Genomic DNA, 19,745 nt, shown 5'->3' on the forward strand with positions numbered 1-19,745 from the left:
GCATAGTATGTGCGCCATGACGTACGTGATCGCCCAGCCTTGCGTTGACCTCAAGGACAAGGCCTGCATCGAAGAGTGCCCGGTCGACTGCATCTACGAAGGTGAGCGGTCCCTCTACATCCACCCCGACGAGTGCGTCGACTGCGGTGCGTGCGAGCCGGTCTGCCCCGTCGAGGCGATCTACTACGAGGACGACGTCCCCGAGCAGTGGGCCGACTACTACAAGGCCAACGTCGAGTTCTTCGACGACCTCGGCAGCCCCGGCGGCGCCGCCAAGCTCGGCCTCATCCCCAAGGACCACCCGATCATCGCGGACCTCCCCCCGCAGGAGCACGACGAGTGACGGTCCGCTCGCTTCCTGACTTTCCCTGGGACTCGCTCGCTCCGTACAAGGAGCGGGCGAGTTCTGTCTCCGGCGGGATCGTCGACCTGTCGGTCGGCACCCCGGTCGACCCGACCCCGGCGGTGGTGCAGGAGGCGCTGCGGTCGGCCGCGGACGCCCCCGGCTACCCGCTGACGTATGGCACCGCGCCGCTGCGGGAGGCCGTGGCGGCGTGGTTCGCCCGCCGGCGCGGGGTGCCGGACCTCGACCCGGACGGCGTGATGCCGACCATCGGGTCCAAGGAGCTCGTGGCCTGGCTGCCGACGCTGCTCGGCCTCGGCCAGGGGGACGTCGTCGGCTTCCCGGGCGTCGCCTACCCGACCTACGACGTCGGCGCCCGGCTCGCCGGCGCGACCCCGAAGGTCGTGGACGGCCTCGCGGCGCTCGGCCCGCTGACGCCCTCCACGACGCCAAAGCTGTTGTGGCTCAACAGTCCCAGCAACCCGACCGGTCGCGTTCTCGGCATCGAGCACCTGGCGAAGGTCGTCGCCTGGGCGCGCCAGCACGGCGTCGTGGTCGCCTCCGACGAGTGCTACGCCGAGCTCGACTGGCGCAAGGACTCGACCGAGCCGACGACCCCCAGCATCCTCGACCCCCGCGTGACCGGTGGGTCGCACCAGGGGCTGCTCGCCGTCTACTCGCTGAGCAAGCAGTCCAACCTCGCCGGCTACCGGGCGGCCTTCGTGGCCGGTGACGTCGCCCTGGTCCGGCAGCTGCTCGAGGTCCGCAAGCACGCAGGGATGATCGTGCCCTGGCCGGTGCAGCAGGCCCTCACCGCGGCGCTCGGTGACGACGCCCACGTGGCGGAGCAGAAGGCGCGGTACGCGGCGCGTCGCACCCGGCTGCGTACGGCCGTCGAGTCTTTCGGCCTGCGCGTCGACCACTCCGACGCGGGCCTCTACCTCTGGGCGACCCGGGGCGAGGACGCCTGGGCGACCATCGACGCCCTGTCCCGGCGCGGGATCCTGGCCGCCCCCGGGACCTTCTACGGACAGGCCGGCCGGGAGCACGTGCGGATCGCCCTCACCGCCACCGACGAGCGCATCGCGACCGCGGTGGAGCGCCTCCGCTCCTGACGGGCCCGTTTTCAGGCCCTGCGGGGTTCTGGGGTAGCGTCGAGCGTGCGCGAGGCACGCCGTGTGAAGGTGCCCGCCCAGGACACTGGAGGATGGTTACACATGAGCAAAGACGGATCCACTGGCGCCACGCTGAAGACGGGCGACAAGGAGATCGCCCTTCCACTGGTGAAGGCAGCAGAGGGCAACAACGGCTACGACATCAGCAAGCTGATGAAGGCGACCGGCAACACCACCCTCGACATCGGTTTCGTCAACACGGCCTCGTGCAACAGCGCCGTCACCTACATCGACGGTGACCAGGGCATCCTGCGCTACCGCGGCTACCCGATCGAGCAGCTGGCCGAGAAGTCGAGCTTCCTCGAGGTGTCCTACCTCCTCATCTACGGCGAGCTGCCGACGCAGGCCGAGCTCGACGACTTCGACCAGAAGATCCGTCGCCACACCCTGCTGCACGAGGACCTCAAGGCGTTCTTCAGCGGCTTCCCGCGCGACGCCCACCCGATGCCGGTGCTGTCCTCCGCGGTCTCCGCGCTCGGCACCTTCTACCAGGACAGCCTCGACCCGTTCGACAAGGAGCAGGTCGAGATCTCGACCGTGCGCCTGCTGGCCAAGCTGCCGACGATCGCGGCCTACGCCTACAAGAAGTCGGTCGGCCAGCCGTTCCTCTACCCCGACAACTCCCTGTCGGTCACCGAGAACTTCCTGCGCATGACGTTCGGCTTCCCGGCCGAGCCCTACGACCTCGACCCCGACATGGTCAAGGCGCTCGACCTCCTGCTGATCCTGCACGCCGACCACGAGCAGAACTGCTCCACCTCGACGGTGCGCCTCGTCGGCTCGGCGCAGGCCAACCTGTTCAACTCCGTCTCCGCCGGCATCCACGCGCTCTCGGGCCCGCTGCACGGCGGCGCCAACTCGGCGGTGCTGGAGATGCTCGACGGCATCGCCAAGAACGGCGGCGACGTCGACACCTTCGTCAAGAAGGTCAAGAACAAGGAGGACGGGGTCAAGCTGATGGGCTTCGGCCACCGGGTCTACAAGAACTACGACCCGCGCGCCGCGATCATCAAGAAGACCGCCGACACCATCATCAACAAGGACGGCGTCAAGGACCCGCTGCTCGACATCGCGCTCCAGCTCGAGCAGCGCGCGCTCGAGGACGACTACTTCGTGGAGCGCAAGCTCTACCCGAACGTCGACTTCTACACCGGCCTGATCTACAAGGCCATGGGCTTCCCGACGAAGATGTTCACCGTCCTGTTCGCCCTCGGCCGCCTCCCCGGCTGGATCGCCCAGTGGCGCGAGATGATCGAGGACCCGGAAACCAAGATCGGCCGCCCGCGCCAGATCTACACCGGCGCCACCGAGCGCGACTACGTGGACTTCAGCGCCCGCTGATCCCACGAGCACCCAGTACGCCGCGAGGCCCGGTTCCCCACGGAACCGGGCCTCGCGCCATACCCGCCCCGCCTCCGATGGTGGCAGGCCGGCTCGCGCTCCCCGCCGTCTTGCGCTCAGTGAGCGCAATGTGTCGGAATCCGTGCCCGTTGGCGACACTTCGCGCTCACTGAGCGCACGTCAGGTGAGCAGGCCCCGCAGCACGGCCAGCAGCTCTCGACGCGAGCGGGGGTCGTGCAGATCCGCAGCGGTGATGCGGATGACCTTCCAGCCCAGCGCCTCGAGCAGCCGGGTGCGGGCGATGTCGTGCTGCCACTGGCGTCGGTCGGTGCGGTGGTGGTCGCCCTCGTACTCCACCACCACCTTTGCGCTGCGCCACACGAAGTCTCCACGCGCGACGAACTGGCCGCCTTCGTCGCTGATGACCCCGTTGAGCTCGGGCTCCGGCAGGGACGCATCGGCGAAGACCAGCCTGGCCCGGGACTCCATCGGCGAGCCAGAGCCGACGCGCAACAGCGCGGCTGCCTGGCGCAGCGCTCGCACGCCACGGCGGACCTCCGTGCCCGCGGCGAGTGCGCGCAGGTCCGGCAGCAACGCGGGAACCCGCGCGACGAATGCGTCACCGGCGATCACGAGGTCGGTGCGCGAGATGCCGGGGAGCGACGCAAGGTCCGCCCAGGTCCATGCCTCTGACGTGACCCGGTGCCCACGCAGCTCGACCACCTCACGGTGCTCCAGGCCGCGGTGTCCCAACACGCCTGGCCGTCTCACCTGGGTCGCGGAGGTGGGTCGGCTCACGTGGAGCGGTTCGTCCAGGAACTCGCGCTTCGGCAGGGGCAGCCGGTAGAGCCGGGCAGCGGTCAGGTGGGACCAGGCCCACGGGTCTGGAAGGGTCAACGCCACCTGTCGGGCGCGCTGCTCGAGGTCGGTGGCAGCCACGAGGCTCCGCACGCCGCGGGTCGGGCGGTGGAGGTCTGTCCGCCGCAGCCTGCTGGCGGGCACGTCCAGGTCCCGCGCGTCCGCGACGCGGAAGGCTGCGTCGCGCAGGGAGGGCGGGAGCGGGGACAAGGCACGAGCCACACGGTCCAGCCTGACCGAGAGCCCAGCCCAAGGACCCGGGTTGTCCACACCCCCCGCTGAGTGAGCGCCAAGTGCCTGAATCGGGCCGCCATGGAGACACTTCGCGCTCACTGAACGCAGCGTGTTGAGCGCGGGGGAGCGGTACGGGTCAGCGCCGCGGGTCAGCGGGCGGCGGGGGTGGTGGCGAAGGTGACGGTCACGGTCGTGGCCGAGCCGCCCTTGGCCCTGGTCCAGGTCCAGCCCTCGGGGTCGCGCGTACGGGTCCACTGCCTGGCCCCGACGCGCACCTTCGTGACGCCGTACTGCGACGCCTTGGCGACGGCGTACGAGCCGGCGGTCCAGGCGCCGCGCTCACTGCCGGCGCGCACGGTGAGCGTGCGCCCGCTGACGGTGGCCTTGGTGCCGAGCTCCTTGGAGAGGGCATCGCGCAGGGCGCTCGGGGTGCCCTGGCCGGCTTGGTCGAGCCGGCACCCGAGGCCACCGGGGGAGTGGCCGCTGAGCGCGGAGGCCATGATGCGGCCCTCCTGCTCGTGGTCGGCGTAGGCCTCGGGGTAGGCCGAGCGCTGCACCTTCTGGGCGATCTCGGTGATGCGCATCTGCTCGTAGCCGTCGATCTTCACCAGCGCGTCGTAGAACTTGTTCGTGGCGTAGACCGGGTCGAGGATCTGCTTCTCGGTGCCCCAGCCCTGGCTCGGCCGCTGCTGGAACAGCCCGACGGAGTCGCGGTCGCCGTAGGTGAGGTTGCGGAGCTTGGACTCCTGGAGCGCCGTGGCGATCGCGATGGTGCCCGCCCGCGCGGGCAGGCCGCGTTTCTCCGCGATGGCCACCATCGTGGCCGCGTACGCGGTCTGGCTGGGGTCGAAGTCCACGCTCGTACCCAGCGCGGTGGCCTGGCAGCGGGGGCCGCCGAGGTTGTGCACCACGCCGCGCACGCCGACCCAGCCGGCGAACACGAGCCCTGCCGCGAAGAGCAGCAGGACGAGCCGGGTGACCAGGCGCCGGGTCCTCGACGGGGTCGACTGCTCGGCGAGGACCACCCCCCGCCTGGTGCGTGCCACGGCTAGTCGTTCGCGTGGAGTGCCGAGTTGAGGACGATGCCGTGCCCGTCGCGGGCCTTGGCCTCGACGGTGCCGCTCACCGAGTTGCGGATGAACAGCAGGTTGTCCTGGCCGGAGAGCTCGCGGGCCTTGACGACCCGGCCGTCGGCCAGGGTCACCTTGGTGCCGGCGGTGAGGTAGAGCCCGGCCTCGACGACGCAGTCGTCCCCGAGCGCGATGCCCAGGCCCGACTCCGCGCCGAGCAGGCAGCGCTCTCCGACGCGGACGCGCTCGGTGCCACCGCCGGAGAGGGTGCCCATGGTGGACGCGCCGCCACCGATGTCGGACCCGTCGCCGACGACGACGCCCTGGGAGATGCGGCCCTCGACCATGGAGCTACCCAGGGTGCCGGCGTTGTAGTTGACGAAACCCTCGTGCATCACGGTGGTGCCGGGGGCGAGGTGGGCGCCGAGCCGCACGCGGTCGGCGTCGGCGATGCGGACTCCTGCGGGCACGACGTAGTCGACCATGCGCGGGAACTTGTCGATCCCGAGCACGTTGACCGGCCCGCGGGCACGCAGGCGGGCGCGGGTCAGCTCGAAGCCGTCGACCGCGCAGGGGCCCTGGGTGGTCCAGACGACGTTGGCGAGGGCGCCGAAGATGCCGTCGAGGTTGATGCTGTTGGGCTCGACGAGGCAGTGCGAGAGCAGGTGCAGGCGCAGGTAGGCGTCGCTGGCGCCGGCCGGTGCGGCATCGAGGTCGACCTCGACGTCGACGACCTCACGCCGGACGCGGCGCACCTCGTCCTCGCCCGCCAGGGCCTCGAGCTCGGCCGGGGCAGCCGCGCCATCCGGTCGCGCGCCCAGCGTCGGCTGCGGGAACCACGTGTCGAGGACGGTCCCGTCGTCGGTCGTCGTCGCCAGTCCGAAACCCCACGCGCTGCGCCCACTGCTCATGGCGACCAGCCTAGGGGAGCAGAGGGGCCGACCCTGACGCTGGATAGGCTCACGGCATGGCGAACGACCTGGACGACAACCGCACGCACGAGGCCGCTCCGGGCGACCCCGCCCCCCTCGACCTGACCGCCGACGTCGTCAGCCTCACCGCTGCCCTGTGCGACATCGAGTCGGTCAGCCGGGACGAGCAGCGGGTCTGCGACGCCATCGAGTCAGCGCTCGAGCCGCTCGAGCACCTCACCGTCACCCGCATCGGCAACACCCTCGTGGCGCGCACCGAGCTCGGCCGCGACGAGCGCGTCGTCCTCGCCGGCCACATCGACACGGTGCCGCTGACGGTCGACCCGCCCAACCTGCCCACCCACCGCGAGGGCGACGACCTGTGGGGCCGCGGGACCGTCGACATGAAGGGCGGTGTCGCCGTGCAGCTCAAGGCCGCCCTGGTCGCAGAGCCCAGCCGCGACCTCACCTTCGTCTTCTACGAGGGCGAGGAGATCGACAGCGAGTACAACGGGCTTCTCCACATCCAGCAGCAGCGCCCCGACCTCATCGAGGACGCCGACTTCGCGGTGCTGCTCGAGCCGACGGGCTCCATCGTCGAGGGCGGCTGCAAGGGCACCCTGCGGGCCGAGGTCGTCACCAAGGGCATCGCCGCCCACAGCGCGCGACCCTGGAACGGGCACAACGCCATCCACGACGCCGCCGAGGTCCTGGCGCGGCTCGCGGAGTACCAGCCGGAGACGGTCGTGGTCGACGGCCTGGAGTACCGCGAGGCGATGAACGCCGTGGGCATCACCGGTGGCATCGCGGGGAACGTCATCCCCGACCGGTGCGTGGTGACGGTCAACTACCGCTACGCGCCCGACAAGTCCGAGGACGACGCGGCGGCCCTGGTCGACCAGCTGTTCAGCGGGTTCGTCGTCACCATCAAGGACAACGCAGGAGGTGCGCGCCCGGGACTCGACCTGCCGGCGGCACAGGGGTTCGTCGCGGCGCTGGGCGTCGACGTCGTCGCCAAGCAGGGCTGGACCGACGTGGCCCGCTTCGCCGCCATGGGCGTGCCGGCGGTGAACTTCGGACCCGGTGACCCCAACCTCGCCCACCACGACGAGGAGCGCTGCCCGGTCCCGCAGCTGGAGTCGGCAGAGGCGGCCCTGCTGCGCTGGCTCGCGTAGGTTGGCGCGCGTGAGCGACAAGCCCGAGCAGACCCGTACGGCCGGCGCGACCGAGCAGCCGGTCGAGGCGGGGAGCCCCGTCCGACCGCACGACTTCGACTACCACACGGGCCCGGTGACCCTGCGCGGCTCGCGCGTCCCGGCGAGCACGACCGACCAGCGCCTTCTCGACAGCCGCGGGTCCACCGAGTGGCTGCACACGGACCCGTGGCGGGTCATGCGCATCCAGAGCGAGTTCGTCGAGGGCTTCGGCGCGCTGGCCGAGCTCGGACCGGCGGTGAGCGTCTTCGGCTCGGCGCGCACGGAGCCCGGCACGGCCTACTACGAGCTCGGCACCGAGCTGGGGCGTGCCCTGGTCGAGGCGGGGTATGCCGTCATCACCGGCGGTGGGCCCGGCGCGATGGAGGCGGCGAACCGGGGTGCCATCGAGGCCGGCGGCGCCTCGGTCGGGCTCGGGATCGAGCTCCCCTTCGAGCAGGGGCTCAACGAGCACGTCAACCTCGGCGTCAACTTCCGCTACTTCTTCGCCCGCAAGACGATGTTCGTCAAGTACGCGCGCGGGTTCATCGTGCTGCCCGGCGGATTCGGGACCCTGGACGAGCTGTTCGAGGCGGTGACGCTCGTGCAGACGCGCAAGGTCACGTCGTTCCCGATCGTCCTCATCGGCACCGAGTACTGGGGTGGGCTGTTCGACTGGCTGCGCGGCGCGGTCCTGGAGGCGGGCACCGTCAACGCCAAGGACATCGACCTGCTCCACCTCACCGACGACGTGGCTGAGGCCGTCCGCATCGTCACCCTCGCCGACGAGGAAGTCACCGCCAGACGACCCGAGTGAGCCATGGACTGCGGCCGTGGTCCTGGCGGATGATGGTCAGGTGACCATCTCGCCGCTGCCGAGGCATGGTGACGTCGTCGTCGGACGGGACGTCGCCGGTCGCACGCTGCGCGTCTCGGGGCACCCGGAGTCCGGGCGGGTGGTGCTGTCGATCTGGCAGGACGGCGTCTGCCGGGCCACGGTGCGCCTGCTGCCCGAGGACGTGCCCGCCGTGGTCGAGATGCTCGCGCGCAGCGCCGTCGCGCACGCCGACTCCGACGACGAACCGGCGCTGGGGCTCGACACCGCAGGCTGATCCCCGGCTGGCCTCGACCTCCCGCTCCCCGGCGCTGGTCTCCCGCTGCTCGTGTGGCCACGCACCGCGGGGTGGATAGGAAGTCCTGAGGAACTCGTGCGACGATCACCTGCGTGATCTGGGTCCTGTTCATCGCCGTCGCCGTCCTGCTGGTGGGGGGATTCGCCGCGCTCGTGACCGGCCGGCTGCACTACGACCCGCTCGCCGAGGCGACCACGACCCAGAGCGAGCCCCACCTGCCCGACGGCTTCGCGGCCGACGAGATCTCCGCGCTGCGCTTCGACACCGCGCTGCGCGGCTACCGCATGGACCAGGTCGACACGGTCCTCGACCGGCTGCAGGACCGCATCGCCGAGCTGGAGCAGCGCGTGGCCGAGCCGCAGGAGCGCCTCGAAGCGCCTCACGACGGCACCGACGCGCTGCGCTGACACCATGGCCGCCCTCCACCTGGTCCGCGAGACCTCCGCGACCCCCGCGCAGGTCTGGGACGTCGTCGCCGCGTTCGACGGGTACGGCGCGTGGATGCCCATGACGCGCATGGTCACCGACGAGGGGCAGCCCCGCGTGGGGTGGGGCTTCGCCGGCCTCACCGGTCTCGGCCGCCTGGCCTTCTCCGACTCGATGCTCGTGACCCGCTGGGACCCGCCGGCCGACGGCACCACAGGCGTCTTCCGCGTCGTCAAGACGGGACGGCTGCTCGGCGGCTGGGCGGAGGTCACGGTGTCGCCGAGGGAGGACGGTGGCTCGCGGCTCGACTGGGTGGAGGACGTCGTCGTGCGGCCGCTGCCCTTCAAGCGCTTCTTCGACCCGCTGCTCGACCGCGCGAGCGCCTGGCTCTACGGCCGCGCCATCGACGCGATGCTGGTGCGGGCGGCGTCCCGCCGGATCCCGCGGTGACCGGCCTCTCCACCGGTGCGGACGGGCTCACCCGCTGCGCGTGGGCCGGTGCGACGCCGGACTACCTCGTCTACCACGACAACGAGTGGGGCGTACCCGTCCACGGTGAGCAGGCGCTGTACGAGCGCCTCACCCTCGAGGCGTTCCAGTCCGGCCTGTCGTGGCTGACGATCCTGCGCAAGCGCGAGGCCTTCCGAGCCGCGTTCGCCGGCTTCGACGCCGAGGTCGTCGCGCGCTTCGACGAGCGCGACCGCGAGCGGTTGATGGCCGACGCGGGCATCGTGCGCAACCGCCTCAAGGTCGACGCCGCCATCCGCAACGCCGCTGCCGTCCTGGCCCTGCGCGAGCAGGGCGGGCTCGACGCCTTCATCTGGTCGCACGCGCCCGCGGATCACCAGCCACCGCGCTCGGTGGCGGAGCTGCGCGCGACCTCCCCGGAGAGCATCGCGCTCGCCAAGGGCCTCAAGAAGGCCGGGTTCGTCTTCGTCGGCCCCACGACGATGTATGCCGCGATGCAGGCGTGCGGCCTCGTCGACGACCACCTGGCCGGGTGCCACCGCGCGGCAGTCCTGGGCAGCGGGACGGCCGGCGAGCGGTCATGATGCGCACCCTCACCGCGAGGGTGGCCGTGACCTACCTGGGACTGCGGGCGGTGTCGGCGCTGCTGCTGCTGCTCGCCAGCCGAGACCAGGTCGTCATGCCGGACTGGACCGGCCCGAGCGTCGAGTTCATCGACATGACGGTGCTGTGGGACGGCAGCTGGTACCGCCACGTCGCCGAGCACGGGTACCCCACCGTGCTACCGGTCGACCCGGCCAGCGGGCACGTGGCCCAGAACGCCTGGGCGTTCTACCCGCTGTTCCCGCTGCTGTCGCGGATGCTCATGGGCGTCACCGGGCTGGGGTTCCCGGCCGTGGCCTCGACACTGGCCCTGCTGTGCGGACTGGGGGCAGCCGTCCTCATGGCGCGTCTGCTCGCCGACCGGGTCGGGCCGGCGGTCGCGCTCGGGGCGGTGGCCGTGTGGGCGGCGTTCCCGGCGTCGGTCTCGCTCCAGCTGGCCTACACCGAGTCGATGGCGATGCTCGTGCTCTGCGGACTCCTGTGGGCGGTGATGCGCCGGAGCTGGGGTGTGGTGGCCGTGCTGGCGCTGGTCCTCGGGCTGACGCGCCCCATCGCCGTCCCCGTCGTGGCGGTCGTCGCCGTCGCGGCCTGGCTGCGCTGGCGGTCGCGGGAGCGGGACCCGCTGCGCCGGGGCGAGCTCCTCGCCATGGGCGCGGCCCTTGCCACCTCCTGCCTGGCGGCCGTGCTGTGGCCGCTGGTCGCCTGGTACGTCACAGGCTCCCGCACCGCGTACACCGACACCATGGCGTCCTGGCGGGTAGGCAACCACATCGAACCGCTCAAGCCGTGGCTGGGCATGTCGCAGTGGGCCTTCCGCGACTTCGAGGGGGCGGCGGTCTTCGGCCCCGTCGGCCTTGCCGCGCTCGTGACGACCATCCTGGTGCTCACCTGCGGTCCCTGGGCCACGCGGCTCGGGCCGGAGCTGCGCACCTGGTGCCTCGCCTACCCTGCCTACCTCGCGCTCGTGCTGGACCCCTTCACCAGCATCTTCCGCTACGCGCTGCCCCTGTTCCCCCTCGTCGCCGTCGTGCTGGGCGGGGGATGGGTCACCCGGACCGCGCGCTGGCTGTGGGTGCGCGTCGGGGTGCTGGTCGCGCTCGGCGTGGTGGGCCAGGCGGCGTGGATCTGGAAGCTGCTCGTCTACCACCCCCCAGCGGACTACCCGCCGTGACCGCCCCCACCGCTCCTGCCGGTCTCGGCGGTCGCCGTCTGCCCTCGCTGCTGACCTCCGACGGACGCAGCGCCGCCGCCGGGTGGGCTCTGCGCCGACCCGTCGTGTTCCTCGTGCTCTGGTACGCCGTGACCCGGGTCCTCGTGCTCCTCGCCATGTGGGTGGCCGCGACGTGGTTCCAGACGCCTGCCGGGGTGGGCCACCTGCACCCGTCGGTGGGCGACATCCTCGAGAGCTGGGACAGCGTCTGGTACCGGCGCATCGCGACCGGCGGCTACCCGGTGCCACTGCCGGCCGACCCCGAGACCGGGCTGCTCACCTACAGCGCCTGGGCCTTCTACCCGGCGTTCCCCATGCTCGTGCGGGTCCTCATGTGGACCGGCCTGCCGTTCGAGCTCGCCGCCGTCGCGCTCAACCTGGTGCTCGGCGCCGCCTGCACGGTGCTGGTCTGGAAGTGCTTCAACTTCGCCCTGCACGCAGCGCCCCAGCCGGCGCGTGAGCGCCTCGCGCTCGTGGCCGGCCTGCTGTGGTGCCTGTACCCCGCCACGGCCATCCTCGTCATGCCCTACACCGAGGCGCTCGCGGGCGCCCTCATCGCGCTCTCGCTGCTGCTGCTCATGCGGCGCAGCTACGCCCTGGTCGCGGTCGTGGCCATCGCCCTCGGCTTCACCCGGGCCGCGGCCCCGGCGATCGCCTGCGCGGCGATCGCCCACCTGGTGCTGCGCTGGCGCGAGGACCGCGCCGCGGGGACCCGGCCCCTCGGTGGGCAGCGCACCTCGGCCGTCGCCATGCTGGCGGCCACGGCCGCCTCCTCGCTCGCGTGGCCCGTGGCGGTCGGCCTCGCCAGCGGCCTGCCCATGGCCTTCTTCGACGTGCAGGCGGCCTGGGGGCAGAAACCGGAGTCGGGCCCCTTCGTGCTCTGGCTCGCCTGGGCCTGGGACGCGCACGGCGTCGTCGGCGTGGCCGTCCTCGTCGGACTCGTCGCGACCTACATCGCCCTCATCCTCGGCCGCCACGGCAGGTGGCTGGCCATCGAGCTGCGGGTGTGGGCGCTGGCCTACCCCCTCTACCTGCTCGCCGTGGTCCGGCCCATCACCAGCATGTGGCGGTTCCTGCTGCTCGACTTCCCGATCGCCGCGCTCGTCGCGTCGGTGGCGATGCGCACGTCCACGGGGGCCTCGGTGGTGCCGCACTGGCGCCGGCGGGTGGGGCTGGTGGCGCTGGCCCTGCTCGCGGGGCAGCTGTGGTTCACCTGCACCCTGCTCACCTACGTGCCGTGGGCCGCGACCCCGCCCTGACCTGGCCCGGCCCCGTCAACTCCCGCTGAAGACCGGCTTCTCCTTGGCCAGGAACGCCGCGACCGCCGCCTTGTGGTCAGCGCTCGCGCCCGTGCGAGCCATGTACTCCGCCTCCTGCGCCAGCGACGCGGTCAGGTCGTGCCCCGCGCTGAACGCGACCGCGCGGCGGATCGAGCCGTAGGCCAGCGTGGGGCCCTGGGCGAGCGTGGTGGCGAGCTCGGTGACCGTCGCCTCGAGGTCCTCCGCCGCGACGACCCTGGTCACGAGGCCGAGGGAGAGGCACTCGTCGGCGGGGACGGTGCGCGGGAGGAGCAGCAGCTCCTTCGCGCGGGCCGGCCCGACGAGCCGCTGCAGGGTCCAGGAGGATCCGGAGTCGCACGACAGGGCGATGCCCGCGAAGGCGAGGTTGAACCCGGCCGTGTCGACCATGACCCGGAAGTCCGCCGCCATCGCGAACGCCGCCCCGGCGCCGGCGGCCACCCCGTTGACCGCGGCCACGACGGGCTTGTCCATCGTGGTGAGGAGCTCGACGACCGGGTTGTAGTGCTCGGGCACGGTGCGCCACAGCGACTCGTCGTCGGCCTGCTGTAGGCGGATGTGCTCGCGCAGGTCCTGCCCGACGCAGAACGCCCGACCGGTGCCGGTGAGCACGACGCAGCGCACCTGCGGGTCGTCCGCGACCTCGGTGAGGGCGGCCAGCAGGGCCTCCTTGGTGGGGGTGTCCAGGGAGTTCATCGCGTCGGGCCGGTTGAGGCGCACGGTGGCGACCGCCCCGGCCCGCTCGACGACCACGGGGTCCTGCGCGGTGGGCTGGTCGGCGGGTTGCGGCGATGCGGGGGTCTGCGTCATGGCGCCATCATGCCCTGCCGCAGGTCAGCGCCCCGGGACGGATTTCGCCTGCGGGCCCCTTCACGGGATAATGGAGCAAATCTGGCACGCACGGGGCGGAACTCAAGCACTGGCGTGGACCCGCGTGCCCAGCAGCAGACCACGCCATACGGAAGGGACAGACCCATGGCGGCAATGAAGCCGAGGACTGGCGACGGCCCGCTCGAGGTGACCAAGGAAGGTCGCGGCATCGTGCTGCGCATGCCCCTCGAGGGTGGCGGTCGTCTCGTGGTCGAGATGACGCCGGACGAGGTCCGGGCGCTGGGCGACGCCATCGACAACTGCGAGGGCCTCAAGTAGGGCTGCTTCCCCACCTGTTCGAGGACCCCCACCGGCCGACGCCGGTGGGGGTCCTCGCACCTCCGGGCACCTGCCGGAGCGACCCCGCTCCGTACACGGCCACGACCCCGGTGGGTAGGGTCGCCCTCGTGCCCACCCCGCAGCTGACCGACCCCGCCACCAGCCGGTGGTCCGTGCTCCCCGACGCCCTCGGCGACGTGCTCGCGGACCTCGACCCGACCGACCTGCTGCTCGCGGTCCCCGTCCCGGACGACGGCCTGCGCCAGGACGAGCGGGCCGGTGCCGCCCTGGCGCTCGTGGGCCTCGCCGCTGCCGATGTCGAGGCGGCCCACGAGCCCTCGTCCGAGGCCGGGGCGACGACACGCATCCCTCTCGTACCCGGTGAGCGCGCCGCGCGCGCGGTGTTCCTGGTCGGCGTTGGCAAGGGCACGGCCGCGGACCTGCGGACGGCCGGGGCAGCGCTGGGTCGCGCGGGCAGGGGACGGGCCGACCTGGTCGTGGCCGTCGGCGCGCTGGCCCAGGAGCCCGAGTCCGCTGGCGCGCTCGCCGAGGGGATCGCCCTGGGCGGCTACACCTCGCCGCGCTGGCTCTCCGAGGGCACGACGCCCTCCAAGCCCCCGGCCTCGGCCGTGACCCTCGTGGGTGCGGTGGACGAGCGGGCCGTCCTGCGCGCGGTGGCGCGGGCCCGGGCCACGATGCTGGCCCGCAACCTCGCGGTCGTTCCCTCCAACACCAAGAACCCCGCCTGGATGGCCGCCCAGGCACGAGCCATCGGTCGCCGCACGGGGCTCGAGGTCAAGGTCTGGTCCGACCGCGACCTGCGCGCCGAGGGTTTCGGCGGCCTGCTCGCCGTGGGTGCCGGATCGGTGACCCCGCCGCGCCTCGTGCAGCTCTCGTACGCCCCGCAGGCGGCCACCGCTGCCACTCCGCACGTGGTGCTCGTGGGCAAGGGCATCACCTTCGACACCGGTGGCCTCGACATCAAGCCGGCCGAGGGCATGCTGGCGATGAAGACCGACATGTCCGGCTCCGCCGTCGTCCTCGCGGTCCTCGCGGCCTGCCGGGAGCTCGACGTGCCGGTCCGCGTGACCGGACTGCTCGCCCTCGCCGAGAACGCCGTGGGCGGCGCCGCCTACCGCCCCTCCGACGTGGTCACCATGTACGGCGGGCGCACGGTCGAGATCGGGAACACCGACGCCGAGGGCCGCATGGTCATGGCCGACGCGCTGGCCTACGCCGACGCGCACCTCGACCCCGACGTGCTGCTCGACATCGCGACCCTCACCGGGGCGGCCCGCGTCGCCCTGGGCCGCACGATGGCGCCGGTCTACGCGACCGACGGCGGCCTCGGCGAGGCCCTCGTCGCCGCCGGACGCGCGACCGGGGAGCTGCTGTGGCCGTTCCCCCTGGTCGAGGACTACCGCCCCTCGCTGGACAGCCCCGTCGCCGACGTCAACCACATCGCGGGCACTCCCGTCGGCGCCGGCTCGATCACGGCAGCATTGTTCCTGCGCGAGTTCGTGGGCGAGCGTCGCTGGGCGCACCTCGACATCGCCGGGGTGGGACGCTCCGACGTCGACCGCGGGCTCCTCACCAAGGGCGGGACGGGCTTCGGTGCCCGCCTGCTGCTCACCTGGCTGGAGGAGATGGCATGAACGCGGGATACGGGTTGTCGGTGCGCTGGTCGCTGGAGGACGCACCCTCCGACGTGGCGACCTCGCTGCGGGACTACGTCGTGGGCACGTCGATGGCGAACTTCATGTTCCTCGACGGCCTCGCCTTCAAGACGTGGCGCATGGTCGAGGGCGAATGGTTCGAGGGCACCTACGTGTTCGACCAGCAGGTCTACCGCGACGACTTCCTCGAGGAGTTCGCCCGGACGGCGGCGGACTCGGCGGGCAGCTCGATCATCGGGTCGGCCCCCATCCTGATGGAGCCGTTCGAGGTCGTCGCGATCGCCGAGGGGCCCGAGCGGTTCCGCCGCGGCCCCGGCCCCGGCACGGCCTGAGGCTGCGCCGCCCGAGGCTCAGGCCGGGTCTGGAACGGGTGCCTCAGCGCTTGACGGCGGCGAGCACGCCGTCGCCGACGGGCAGCAGCGCGGGCACGAGGCGCTCGTCGTCGCGCAGCTTCTTGCCCAGGTCGCGCAGCACCGTGGTCTGCGGGTCGCGGGAGGCCGGGTCGGCGACCTTGTCGTGCCAGAGCATGTTGTCCAGGACGAGGACACCGCCGGAGCGCAGCAGCCGGATGGCGTGCTCGACGTACTGGGGGTACTCGGCCTTGTCGCCGTCGACGACGACCATGTCGTAGGCGCCGTCGGTCATGCGGGGGAGGACGTCGAGCGCGCGGCCGGTGATGACGCGGGTCCGCTGGTGGGCGATGCCCGCCTCGGCGTACGCCTTCTTGGCGACGCCCTGGTGCTCGGCCTCGACGTCGATCGTGGTGAGGATCCCGTCCTCGGGCATGCCCTGCAGCATCCACAGGCCGGAGGTGCCGGCACCGGTGCCGATCTCGACGACCGACCGGGCCTTCGCTGCCGCCGCGAGCAGCCGCAGCAGCACCCCGGCGCCGTTGCCGACGGGGGTCGCCCCGAGCTCCTCGCCACGGCGGCGGGCGCCCTCGATGACCTCGTTCTCGGCGACGAACTCCTCGGCGTACGCCCAGCTGGCCGGCTTCTGTGCACTCATGCGGGAAACCCTACTGCCGCGGGCCCACCGCACCGTGCGCACGACGTACAGGAAACAATCAGGTTGGTGGGGAACCATTCACACCGTCCGGTCGTCTGGACCGGATGCATGTGGTGAGCGCCGTCAGGCGCCCGACGGAGGTGAGGGACGTGACCGCGACCGACACGATCGGCCCGGCCCGAGGGGATGTCCACGGTGATGTCCGGGGTGACGTCCAGGAGGCCCCCGCGTGGGTCCCCCCCACGTGGGAGGAGATCGTCGAGCAGCACTCCGCGCGCGTCTACCGCCTCGCCTACCGGCTGACCGGCAACCCGCACGACGCCGAGGACCTCACCCACGACGTGTTCATCCGCGTCTTCCGGTCGCTGCACAGCTACCAGCCGGGCACGTTCGAGGGCTGGCTGCACCGCATCACCACCAACGTCTTCCTCGACAAGATGCGCCGCAAGCAGCGGATCCGCTTCGACGCCCTGTCCGACGAGAGCGCCGCCCGCCTGCCCACCCGTGAGGCGGGCCCCGAGGCCGCGTACGACGCCACCCACTTCGACGACGACGTGCAGCGCGCGCTCGACGCCCTGTCACCCGACTTCCGCGCCGCCGTGGTGCTGTGCGACATCGAGGGCCTGTCCTACGAGGAGATCGCGGCCACCCTGGGCGTCAAGCTCGGTACGGTGCGCTCGCGCATCCACCGCGGCCGCGCCCAGCTGCGCGAGGCCCTGGCCCACCGCGACCCCTCGCTCGCCCGTCCGGCCCTCGACGTCGACCGCACCCCGGCCCCCCGGCGCCGGCTCCCGGTCATCGGCCGAGCGGTGCCGGGGTCGCGGTGAGCCGGCTCGGGCTGCCCGGAGCCGCCAGTCGCTGCCTCGGGGCCGACCTGACCGCCTACGCCGACCGCACGCTGGACGCCGCCACGCTGCTGCGGTGGGACCGGCACGTCGTGGCCTGCGCCTGCTGCCGCGCCGCCGTCGAGGACGAGCGGCGGGTGCTCGCCGCGCTGCGCTCACCCTCCGCCTCACGCGTCCCCGGTGACCTGCGGGGCATGCTGCTGGCGATGGGCGCCGAGCTGTCGGCGTCGTCCCCGGCGGACGACCGGCCTGACGCGGGCCCGGCGGTGCGCCGCCCGGCCGTGCCCCCGGTGCCCGTCGCGCCCGTACGGGTCGTGGACCGGGGTGCGCCGGCCCTTCACCGCTCCGCCCGCCGCGCGACCGTGTTCGCCGGACTCGCGGCGGGAGCCACCGCCGCCGCGGCCTGGAGCCTGGTCGTGACCGGTGGCGGGGTGGCGTCGCCCGCTCCCACCGTCACCCCCGGCACCGTGCAGCCCGTCAGGCCCGCCGGCCCGGTGTTCGCCACCGCCGTCTTCACCGTCCCCGGCCTCGGGGCGCGCTCAACCCCCGGCCGCAGCACCACGTCCGCCCCCGGCGTGGGCACTGCGCGGTTCGGTTCGGCACAATCGACGCCATGAGCGACGAGCGGGACCCGGCCACCGACACCCCCGGCCCCGACCAGCGGAGGGTCCCCGAGGGCGGGGAGTGGTCCGGCACGCAGGGGTCTGCGGCACAGGGGTCTGCGGCACGCGAGTCTGCGGCACACGAGTCTGCGGCACACGAGCCGGCCGCGCCACGCGAGGACGTGCAGTGGCACGAGGACCAGCACGCGTCGCAGCCGTGGGACCCGTGGGCCCCGCCGCCCGCCGAGGCCGCCCAGCCCGTCGACCAGACCCAGCCGGTCGCTGCCGACCACACGCAGCCCGTCGACCAGACCCAGCCGGTCGCTGCCGACCACACGCAGCCCGTCGACCTGTCGCACACCCAGGAGATCTCGGGTGCTCCGGGGGTCGGCGCTCCCCGGCACGGGACGCCGCACCACGAAGACGCCCCGCACCACGACGCCCCGACGGCCTGGGCCCACGAGCCGACCGGCTGGCCCGGTGACCAGGCCGCGCACGGCGGTCGGGCCCCGCTCGGGAGCTCGCCGGTGCCCGGCGCCCAGACCGACCCCGGAAACCACAGCCACCCGTCTGCAGCCGCGGCGGGGCAGGCGGCCGGCGTGCCGACCGCCGCAGCCCACGGCGGGTGGGACCCCATCACGGCCGACCACGCCGACGGCGGGTACGGCGGCCAGCGGGCCCGGTGGGCCGGCGACCACCCCGTACCGGCCACCGCCCCCCATCAGAAGGGACCGGGCTGGGGCGCGCTCGTGGCCGTCGCCGCTGTCGCGGCGCTCGTCGCGGCCACGCTCGGTGGCATGTTCGGCGGCTGGCTCGGCGCCACCGACCGGCTCGGCTTCGGCCGCCTGGACCGCACGCCGACCTCGATCCCGTCCGCGGGCGCGGGCGCCACGGCGCGGCCCGAGGGGTCCATCGCCAACATCGCGGCCAAGGCGCTGCCCAGCGTCGTGACCATCAAGGTCAAGGGCGCCGACGGCGCAGGCACGGGGTCGGGGTTCGTCCTCGACCGTGACGGCCACATCATCACCAACAACCACGTGGTCGCCAGCGCAGCCGACGGCGGCACGATCAAGGTCGAGCTCTCCAACGGCACCGAGATCAGCGCGACGATCGTGGGCCGGGACGGCTCCTACGACCTCGCCGTCCTCAAGACCTCCCGCACCGACCTGCAGCCCCTGGTCATGGGGTCGTCCAAGGACGTCGTCGTCGGCGACCAGGTCATCGCGGTCGGGGCGCCGCTCGGCCTGGAGTCCAGTGTCACGTCCGGCATCGTCAGCGCGCTCGACCGCCCGGTGAGCCCCGGCGGTGACGGCGACCAGCAGTCGTTCATCAACGCGATCCAGACCGATGCGGCCATCAACCCCGGCAACAGCGGCGGCCCGCTGCTGGACATGCAGGGCCACGTCATCGGCATCAACTCCGCGATCGCCCGCATCCCCGGCTCGAGCGACAGCCAGTCCGGCAACATCGGCGTCGGCTTCTCGATCCCCAGCGACCAGGTCGTCAAGACCGCCCAGCAGCTCATCAAGACCGGCAAGGCCGAGCACCCGGTCATCGGCGTCATCCTCGACCGGCAGTACACCGGCGAGGGCGTCAAGATCCTCGAGTCCGCGTCCGGCGGCAGTGGCAACCCGGTCACACCCAACGGCCCGGCCGGCAAGGCGGGGGTCAAGCCCGGTGACGTGATCGTCGAGTTCGACGGCAGGCCGGTCAACGACCCCGACGACCTCGTGGTCGCGATCCGCGCCAAGAGCGTCGGTGACAGGGTGTCGATGAAGGTGCGCCGCGGGAGTGAGACGATCAGTGTGACGGTCACCCTGACCGGCACCTCGGGCAGCTAGGACGGAGCACTGTGCTTGACGTCAACGGGTGGGAGTTCGTCGCCCTGATCGTGCTCGCCGTGGTCATCCTCGGCCCCGAGCGGCTGCCCGAGTACGCCGCGAAGCTGGGCCGCTTCGTCCGCCAGGCCCGCGCGATGGCCGAGGGCGCGAAGGGGCAGCTGCGCGAGCAGATGGGTCCCGAGTTCGACGACATCAACTGGAAGCAGTACGACCCGCGGCAGTACGACCCGCGCCGGATCGTCCGCGAGGCGCTGTTCGACCCGCCCCCGGACGCCGAGGAGGCCGGGGTGCCGACCCCGGCGGTGGTCGCCCACGACCCCGCGCTGGCGACGCCGTACGACGAGGACGCGACCTAGCCGGT

At 72.6% G+C, this 19,745-nt stretch carries 23 protein-coding genes; 18 read left to right on the plus strand and 5 right to left on the minus strand.

What is annotated here, in order from left to right; genetic code table 11:
- The first annotated feature begins 16 nt into the window (after positions 1–16).
- The 3 genes from fdxA to ASG70_RS08240 all read left to right on the plus strand — a co-directional run bounded on the left by fdxA (position 17) and on the right by ASG70_RS08240 (position 2,859).
- On the plus strand, positions 17–343 hold the full coding sequence (fdxA, locus tag ASG70_RS08230) for a ferredoxin (RefSeq protein ID WP_056883366.1): 327 nt from the start codon (positions 17–19) through the stop codon (positions 341–343).
- A complete protein-coding gene (gene dapC / locus ASG70_RS08235; protein WP_056883367.1) occupies positions 340–1,458 on the plus strand; it encodes a succinyldiaminopimelate transaminase in 1,119 nt (372 codons plus the stop codon). The genes fdxA and dapC overlap by 4 nt, the downstream gene beginning before the upstream one ends.
- 102 nt (positions 1,459–1,560) lie before the next feature.
- Positions 1,561–2,859: a citrate synthase gene (locus ASG70_RS08240; protein WP_056883368.1), complete on the plus strand. Its 1,299-nt coding sequence runs from the start codon at positions 1,561–1,563 to the stop codon at positions 2,857–2,859.
- Positions 2,860–3,039: 180 nt separating this feature from the next.
- Here the strand turns inward: ASG70_RS08240 and ASG70_RS08245 are convergent, their stop codons facing one another.
- The 3 genes from ASG70_RS08245 to dapD all read right to left on the minus strand — a co-directional run bounded on the left by ASG70_RS08245 (position 3,040) and on the right by dapD (position 5,932).
- Complete coding sequence (locus ASG70_RS08245; protein ID WP_056883369.1) at positions 3,040–3,939, minus strand: endonuclease domain-containing protein; 900 nt, start codon at positions 3,937–3,939, stop codon at positions 3,040–3,042.
- Between the two features lie 161 nt (positions 3,940–4,100).
- Positions 4,101–4,997, minus strand: coding sequence for a hypothetical protein (locus ASG70_RS08250; RefSeq protein ID WP_235531405.1), 897 nt, complete (start codon positions 4,995–4,997; stop codon positions 4,101–4,103).
- 2 nt (positions 4,998–4,999) lie between these two features.
- Positions 5,000–5,932: a 2,3,4,5-tetrahydropyridine-2,6-dicarboxylate N-succinyltransferase gene (dapD, locus tag ASG70_RS08255; RefSeq protein ID WP_056883370.1), complete on the minus strand. Its 933-nt coding sequence runs from the start codon at positions 5,930–5,932 to the stop codon at positions 5,000–5,002.
- A gap of 56 nt (positions 5,933–5,988) precedes the next feature.
- Between dapD and dapE the strand changes: the two genes are divergently transcribed.
- The 8 genes from dapE to ASG70_RS19255 all read left to right on the plus strand — a co-directional run bounded on the left by dapE (position 5,989) and on the right by ASG70_RS19255 (position 12,224).
- Positions 5,989–7,107 (plus strand): succinyl-diaminopimelate desuccinylase, encoded by a 1,119-nt coding sequence (gene dapE / locus ASG70_RS08260; protein WP_056883371.1) that lies wholly within the window; start codon positions 5,989–5,991, stop codon positions 7,105–7,107.
- Positions 7,108–7,222: 115 nt separating this feature from the next.
- Complete coding sequence (locus ASG70_RS08265) at positions 7,223–7,942, plus strand: TIGR00730 family Rossman fold protein (RefSeq protein WP_056884079.1); 720 nt, start codon at positions 7,223–7,225, stop codon at positions 7,940–7,942.
- A gap of 40 nt (positions 7,943–7,982) precedes the next feature.
- Positions 7,983–8,237: a hypothetical protein gene (locus ASG70_RS08270; protein WP_156399897.1), complete on the plus strand. Its 255-nt coding sequence runs from the start codon at positions 7,983–7,985 to the stop codon at positions 8,235–8,237.
- Positions 8,238–8,350: 113 nt separating this feature from the next.
- Complete coding sequence (locus ASG70_RS08275) at positions 8,351–8,665, plus strand: DivIVA domain-containing protein (protein WP_056883373.1); 315 nt, start codon at positions 8,351–8,353, stop codon at positions 8,663–8,665.
- Between the two features lie 4 nt (positions 8,666–8,669).
- On the plus strand, positions 8,670–9,134 hold the full coding sequence (locus ASG70_RS08280; protein ID WP_056883374.1) for an SRPBCC family protein: 465 nt from the start codon (positions 8,670–8,672) through the stop codon (positions 9,132–9,134).
- Positions 9,131–9,736, plus strand: a complete 606-nt coding sequence (locus ASG70_RS08285) for a DNA-3-methyladenine glycosylase I (protein WP_056883375.1) — start codon at positions 9,131–9,133, stop codon at positions 9,734–9,736. The genes ASG70_RS08280 and ASG70_RS08285 overlap by 4 nt, the downstream gene beginning before the upstream one ends.
- A complete protein-coding gene (locus ASG70_RS08290) occupies positions 9,736–10,926 on the plus strand; it encodes a hypothetical protein (RefSeq protein ID WP_156399898.1) in 1,191 nt (396 codons plus the stop codon). The genes ASG70_RS08285 and ASG70_RS08290 overlap by 1 nt, the downstream gene beginning before the upstream one ends.
- Positions 10,923–12,224 carry a hypothetical protein gene (locus ASG70_RS19255; protein WP_056883377.1) on the plus strand — a complete coding sequence of 434 codons (1,302 nt, stop codon included), beginning with the start codon at positions 10,923–10,925 and terminating at the stop codon, positions 12,222–12,224. The genes ASG70_RS08290 and ASG70_RS19255 overlap by 4 nt, the downstream gene beginning before the upstream one ends.
- A gap of 15 nt (positions 12,225–12,239) precedes the next feature.
- On the opposite strand, the gene ASG70_RS08300 is transcribed toward ASG70_RS19255, so the two are convergent.
- Complete coding sequence (locus ASG70_RS08300; RefSeq protein ID WP_056883378.1) at positions 12,240–13,073, minus strand: enoyl-CoA hydratase/isomerase family protein; 834 nt, start codon at positions 13,071–13,073, stop codon at positions 12,240–12,242.
- Positions 13,074–13,238: 165 nt separating this feature from the next.
- On the opposite strand from ASG70_RS08300, the gene ASG70_RS18860 reads away from it, so the two are divergent.
- The 3 genes from ASG70_RS18860 (at position 13,239) to ASG70_RS08310 (ending at position 15,420) form a co-directional block, all read left to right on the plus strand.
- Complete coding sequence (locus ASG70_RS18860) at positions 13,239–13,412, plus strand: DUF3117 domain-containing protein (protein WP_082590346.1); 174 nt, start codon at positions 13,239–13,241, stop codon at positions 13,410–13,412.
- Between the two features lie 128 nt (positions 13,413–13,540).
- Positions 13,541–15,067, plus strand: coding sequence for a M17 family metallopeptidase (locus ASG70_RS08305; RefSeq protein WP_082590348.1), 1,527 nt, complete (start codon positions 13,541–13,543; stop codon positions 15,065–15,067).
- A complete protein-coding gene (locus ASG70_RS08310) occupies positions 15,064–15,420 on the plus strand; it encodes a hypothetical protein (RefSeq protein ID WP_056883379.1) in 357 nt (118 codons plus the stop codon). Before ASG70_RS08305 ends, ASG70_RS08310 begins: the two co-directional genes overlap by 4 nt.
- A gap of 43 nt (positions 15,421–15,463) precedes the next feature.
- Here the strand turns inward: ASG70_RS08310 and ASG70_RS08315 are convergent, their stop codons facing one another.
- Positions 15,464–16,096 (minus strand): O-methyltransferase, encoded by a 633-nt coding sequence (locus ASG70_RS08315; RefSeq protein ID WP_056883380.1) that lies wholly within the window; start codon positions 16,094–16,096, stop codon positions 15,464–15,466.
- A 149-nt stretch (positions 16,097–16,245) separates the two neighbouring features.
- Between ASG70_RS08315 and sigE the strand changes: the two genes are divergently transcribed.
- From sigE to ASG70_RS08335, 4 genes are read left to right on the plus strand one after another with little or no spacing between them, the layout of a single operon-like run.
- Complete coding sequence (sigE, locus tag ASG70_RS08320; protein ID WP_056883381.1) at positions 16,246–16,923, plus strand: RNA polymerase sigma factor SigE; 678 nt, start codon at positions 16,246–16,248, stop codon at positions 16,921–16,923.
- Positions 16,920–17,558: a hypothetical protein gene (locus ASG70_RS08325; RefSeq protein ID WP_056883382.1), complete on the plus strand. Its 639-nt coding sequence runs from the start codon at positions 16,920–16,922 to the stop codon at positions 17,556–17,558. The genes sigE and ASG70_RS08325 overlap by 4 nt, the downstream gene beginning before the upstream one ends.
- A complete protein-coding gene (locus ASG70_RS19905) occupies positions 17,555–19,384 on the plus strand; it encodes a trypsin-like peptidase domain-containing protein (RefSeq protein ID WP_056883383.1) in 1,830 nt (609 codons plus the stop codon). The genes ASG70_RS08325 and ASG70_RS19905 overlap by 4 nt, the downstream gene beginning before the upstream one ends.
- An 11-nt stretch (positions 19,385–19,395) precedes the next feature.
- A complete protein-coding gene (locus ASG70_RS08335) occupies positions 19,396–19,740 on the plus strand; it encodes a twin-arginine translocase TatA/TatE family subunit (protein ID WP_056883384.1) in 345 nt (114 codons plus the stop codon).
- The last annotated feature ends 5 nt before the right edge of the window (positions 19,741–19,745 follow it).

This window comes from Phycicoccus sp. Soil748 (assembly GCF_001428025.1).
GTDB lineage: Bacteria > Actinomycetota > Actinomycetes > Actinomycetales > Dermatophilaceae > Pedococcus.

Coding starts and splice junctions, on each gene's coding strand:
- dapE (WP_056883371.1), top strand. CDS start 5,989: ATGGCGAACGACCTGGACGACAACCGCACGCACGAGGCCGCTCCGGGC.
- fdxA (WP_056883366.1), top strand. CDS start 17: ATGACGTACGTGATCGCCCAGCCTTGCGTTGACCTCAAGGACAAGGCC.
- ASG70_RS08300 (WP_056883378.1), bottom strand. CDS start 13,073: ATGACGCAGACCCCCGCATCGCCGCAACCCGCCGACCAGCCCACCGCG.
- ASG70_RS18860 (WP_082590346.1), top strand. CDS start 13,239: ATGGCGGCAATGAAGCCGAGGACTGGCGACGGCCCGCTCGAGGTGACC.
- ASG70_RS08315 (WP_056883380.1), bottom strand. CDS start 16,096: ATGAGTGCACAGAAGCCGGCCAGCTGGGCGTACGCCGAGGAGTTCGTC.
- ASG70_RS08290 (WP_156399898.1), top strand. CDS start 9,736: ATGCGCACCCTCACCGCGAGGGTGGCCGTGACCTACCTGGGACTGCGG.
- dapD (WP_056883370.1), bottom strand. CDS start 5,932: ATGAGCAGTGGGCGCAGCGCGTGGGGTTTCGGACTGGCGACGACGACC.
- ASG70_RS08310 (WP_056883379.1), top strand. CDS start 15,064: ATGAACGCGGGATACGGGTTGTCGGTGCGCTGGTCGCTGGAGGACGCA.
- ASG70_RS08240 (WP_056883368.1), top strand. CDS start 1,561: ATGAGCAAAGACGGATCCACTGGCGCCACGCTGAAGACGGGCGACAAG.
- ASG70_RS19905 (WP_056883383.1), top strand. CDS start 17,555: ATGAGCGACGAGCGGGACCCGGCCACCGACACCCCCGGCCCCGACCAG.
- ASG70_RS08280 (WP_056883374.1), top strand. CDS start 8,670: ATGGCCGCCCTCCACCTGGTCCGCGAGACCTCCGCGACCCCCGCGCAG.